Raw genomic sequence first — 4353 nt, 5'->3', positions numbered from 1 at the left:
ACTACTCTGGCATGCGCCATCATCTGCCTTCGTGCCCTGAGCACATGGTTTTGAAACGCGCTCTTAGAAGAAACTTGCCAGCAGGCTCAACACACGCGATTTTTGTGATTGTACATGTGTTCCAGAAAATTTCCGAAAACTGTCGCCTTTCGAATCAGCTGCAAGTTGGCTGTCCGATCATCTCTGGCTGCCCGGAACCGGGAGCGCCTCCGTCAGAATCACCTTACGCAAGAGCTTTCGAAAAACCATGGCCCGAAGCCCAAGCCAATCGTCATCGCCCGGACGCTCTTGCAGCCTTGCCGGCAGCAGACTTCCATGAGGCCTGTTCCATGGGTCGGACCACGCTTCGCCAGCCGGGAAAAAGCCGCCGCACCCTTGGCCCAGTTCTTTGCATGGAAAGTGCTGCGCTCCTGCCACCTTTTGAAGAGGCCTCGCCCGCTTCGCTTGCGCCATGCAGGCACGGATGGACTTCGGTTCCTTGGTTCAAATCCCCGAAGCTGATGATCCTTTCCTTGTTTCGTGGCGGTGTTACCTCTGGCTCCAGAGCGCGCTGCGAAAGGGCCTTGGCGTCCAGTTCATCCGGGAGAGCAGGAGCTTTGGCACGATCTCGCCCTTGCTCTCGCCTAGGAACTCGAAACACTTGGGCACGGATGATTTGCCTCTCTGGCATTCCTGATCTCGCTCCTTGCTGAGGGATGCGCATTCAATGTCCAAAAACACTTTCGGCAATGCGCTGCTCTCATCCTTGCAAGACATTCTGCAGCGCCCATGTCCCAAACTTGACGAATTCCTGTTTGGCCCACGATGGTCTGCCGTTGAATGGGGCGAAGAAGCGTGCAAAGGCAGCTACCCGCGTCTGCCGCTGAACATTGTCCTGTCAGCAGGAGCATGTATCTCAGCGGATTTCGCCCATCATGTCCAAATTTCTCTGACACCTGCCTTGGAACAGAGGAATGCTGGCGCGGCGACAGGCACTGCCATAGACTGCGCTTGTCACCATGGGAGTCCAGATGCAGCCCGCCTTGCTTCGCTCACCCAAGACCCGAAGGGACGGGATTCTGCGCCGCTTTGTGTCCAGGCGCTATGGCCTGAGGGGAACCTTGGCCCTGCATCGCCATGCGCTGGGCTTGGATCTTCTGCGTGCGCCGCTGAACGTGATGCTGGCCCCCATCGCGCTGCTGTCACAACTGACAGCCTGGTTGTTGACCAAGGCAGGCGCAAGGCAGGCGGGAAGTTGGCTGCGTGACAGACGCGTCTTTCTGCGGTCGGATGTATCGGTGCAGATCGAGGCTGACCTGTCTGCGCTGATCGCCGATCTGCAGGCGCATGGGCTGGGTCCCGATGCGCCTTCCGATCGCATCCATTGTGCCATCCGCAGCCATGCCGAAACCCGGAATGCAGTTGCCGAGATCACCACCTCGCTGATCGTTCTGGCAACAGGCTTTGTGGTGTTTCACCGGCCGACCCCGGGAATGATCTCCCTGACGGCGCCGCTGGCCCAGATGCGCGCCCATGCCACAGCGGTCCGCGACTTTACCTTCGGAGAGACCCTCGGCCGCGCGTGGTACTGGGCGTTCCCGGTCGAACTGTCACCGGTCTCTGTCATTGCCACCGGTGCGGCACTGGCGGTGGCGGGATCGCTGATCACGACCTTTGCCGGCCTGATCGCGGATCCGGTGCAAAAATGGTCCGGGATCCACCAGCACCGCCTGACGCGCATGCTGGATCGGCTTGATGCCAGCGCAGACAGCGCCCCCCTTGAACCGGAACCCTTGCTGGCGCGCCTTGGTGATCTGGCCGACACCCTGTCGATCCTATGGCGGTCCTGGCGCAGCTAGAGGCCGCGCCTCGCCACCGATTGAGCAGCAGAAGCCTTCAAGAAGGGCCAATGCGCCTCCTGCCATCAGTCACGCGCGACCAGTTTCAGGTGCATCAGGACGCGGACGATCCGAGACAGGAGAAGGCGCGCCAAGCGCGCATGGATCTGGTCGGGATAGGTGACCGAGGCGAGCCTTGGCCCGACGATCCAGTAAAGGCGGATAAAGGCCCGCCCGGACCGGTACCGCACAAGATGCGCGTCGCGAAAGGTCCGCAGCGCCACCACATCGGGATGCTGCGCATCGCCATAGGCAGCGGTTGCCACAAAGCACGATCCTCCGGATACGTTTGAATGATCATCGCCGTCATAAGGGTCGGGCGGAAGGTCTTCATCGGGATCTTCGTCACCAGCCAAGGCATCCTCTTCGTCTTCATCGGGGATATCTGGCCTGCCCTCGTCACCTTCGGTGTCATTCTGCAAGCCCCGATCAAGTTCGAGGCGCGCCAAGGTGGTTTCAAGAGTGTCGAAGTAGAGCTGATCCTCCATTCCTGACGCCTGCTGGAAACTGGCCTCCTTTTGCTCAAAAAGCTCCACGAGCTGCGCCAATGACAGGTCTGCAAGATAGCCGTCGGTGATTTTCAGGATTTGCTGGGGCTCCATGAAGTCCAGCACCTGCTCGTGCAGGCTGTCGATTCGGTCGGCCGCACCGGACAGCACGATCTGGCGGCCGTCCGGCATCTCGATGACCAGGTCGTTCCCATCGACATGACTTGCGTTCCGAAGAGCCGCCACGTCGGCAAAGGCACCGGCAAAGCCAAGATGGTCCTGATCCGACAGATCCCGAATCGACGCGTTGCTGCCGGCCCCGATCAGGAACAGGTCGCGCCCATCGCCGCCCGAGAGGACGCCGCCTGCCTCCTCACCATCCGCGGCTCCGGAAAAGATCAGGTCGTCTCCGTCCCCGCCGATGACGGTGTCGCTACCGCCGTCCGCAAAGATGACGTCACCCCCGTCCGAGGCAACAAGCCGGTCGTCGCCCTTTCCCCCTGAGATGACGTTGCGACCGCCGCCGCCTTCGATCGTGTCGTTGCCGACATGCCCGCGCAGGATGTCATTCCCGTCCGCCCCGACGATCAGGTCGTCCACCATGCCAGTGTGGGGGTCCGTCACGTTATGGGCGCCTTCGATGACGAGGTCTCGCGCCGGATCCGAGATGATCACGACCAGCATCTCGCCAGGTTGAAGCGTGTTCTGGTTCTGAACTCCAGGTCCCGAAATGACCTTCATGTCCCCGCGCGCATCCGCGATGTCGCCCGGTCGGGCGACTTCCCGCAGGGATTCATCGTACCAGGATGAGTGGGGGGAATTGGCAGGTGTCAGATAGCGCAGCGAGACATGCATCCCCTCCGGAATGCCTGCCAGATCTATCATGCCGGACTGATCGGTGGCATTGTGCAGAAAGATGATCTGCTGGCTGTCATCTGCGAACCCTGTCACCCCGATGCCGTCCGTTGCCTGGATGGCCTCCAGAGCCGCGGCATCCGTCATGGTCGACTTACCCACCAGATGGCTTTGCGCGATGTCATAGATCTGGCCCATCGGCGTGGCGATGGTGACGATCTTGCCGCCATCGCTTTCGGCGGCCAGGAACCTCGTGTCGTAGAACTTGTTCGACAACCAGTCATAGGCGATGCCCCAATGGTCGATGGCATCGACGCCAAGATCCACGGCCCGGGAAAAGGCGTCGATCCAGGCTGCGCCCTGATCTATCCCGATGGCGCTGCTGGCACCGATGTTGAACTCTGACAAGGTGAACCGGAGGTCGCTGCCGAACCCTTCTGCCTGCTTGAACACCTCCATCGGACGCAGCGCCCAATTGAGGTTCTGGGCAATGGTGTCCGCATGGGGATAGCTGTGCTGAAAGATCGTGGTGACCATCTCCCGATGTTCGAGGGAGATTTCCGATATGATGTCGAGCGACTCCTTCGGACCGACCGCAGTCCATGTCCCGTCCGGGTTCTGCTCGGCCCGCCAGTCGACACCCGCTTGGATACCGATGGCCGGCCGTGTCCATCCAGCCATGTCCTGTGACAGGCGGTCGATCATCTCGTTGATCCTGGGGATCTGCGCGTCGGCGATCATCCCGTATTCATGAGCCGAAAGGCTGCCCCAGTTCTTGCTGCCCCAGTATTCGTTGCCGATTTCGAACGCCGTGATGCGGACGTCTGGATAGGCCTGAAGCGATGCCTCGAGATTGACGATATATTGATCAAAGTTTAGGTAATCGAAGCTTCCTGTGCCCTTGTCAAAGAACTGAAAGGTGGGAGTGACCAGTGTCAGCCCCTTTCCCGTCGTCGAAGCAAAGTCGAGCGCTTCGTTGATGGTCATGACATAACCATCGCCGCCCGGCTCCAGAGGCTTGCCGAACATCCGGTCAAGCCCCCCGTTCGCCCATGTCTGATCTTCGGTCACCCCCCCGCCAGGATAACGAAAATTAGAGAAATCTATCTCTTTCAGCGTCTCCCGGAAGGCTT

2 protein-coding genes are annotated in these 4353 nt (G+C 60.2%); one reads left to right on the top strand and one right to left on the bottom strand.

The features are described 5' to 3' along the window. Window positions 1-1010: 1010 nt before the first annotated feature. Complete coding sequence (locus ACLHHB_RS06020; protein WP_410217374.1) at window positions 1011-1838, top strand: DUF6635 family protein; 828 nt, start codon at window positions 1011-1013, stop codon at window positions 1836-1838. A gap of 65 nt (window positions 1839-1903) precedes the next feature. On the opposite strand, the gene ACLHHB_RS06015 is transcribed toward ACLHHB_RS06020, so the two are convergent. Further along, window positions 1904-4353, bottom strand: a 2450-nt coding sequence (locus ACLHHB_RS06015) for a calcium-binding protein (protein WP_410217373.1), incomplete at its 5' end; no start/stop codon positions are given.

The organism is Paracoccus sp. (in: a-proteobacteria), from assembly GCF_046462195.1.
Taxonomy (GTDB): Bacteria; Pseudomonadota; Alphaproteobacteria; order Rhodobacterales; family Rhodobacteraceae; genus Paracoccus.
The sequence above is the reverse complement of the archived record's forward strand: the minus strand, read 5'-3'. Positions and strand labels throughout refer to the sequence as shown.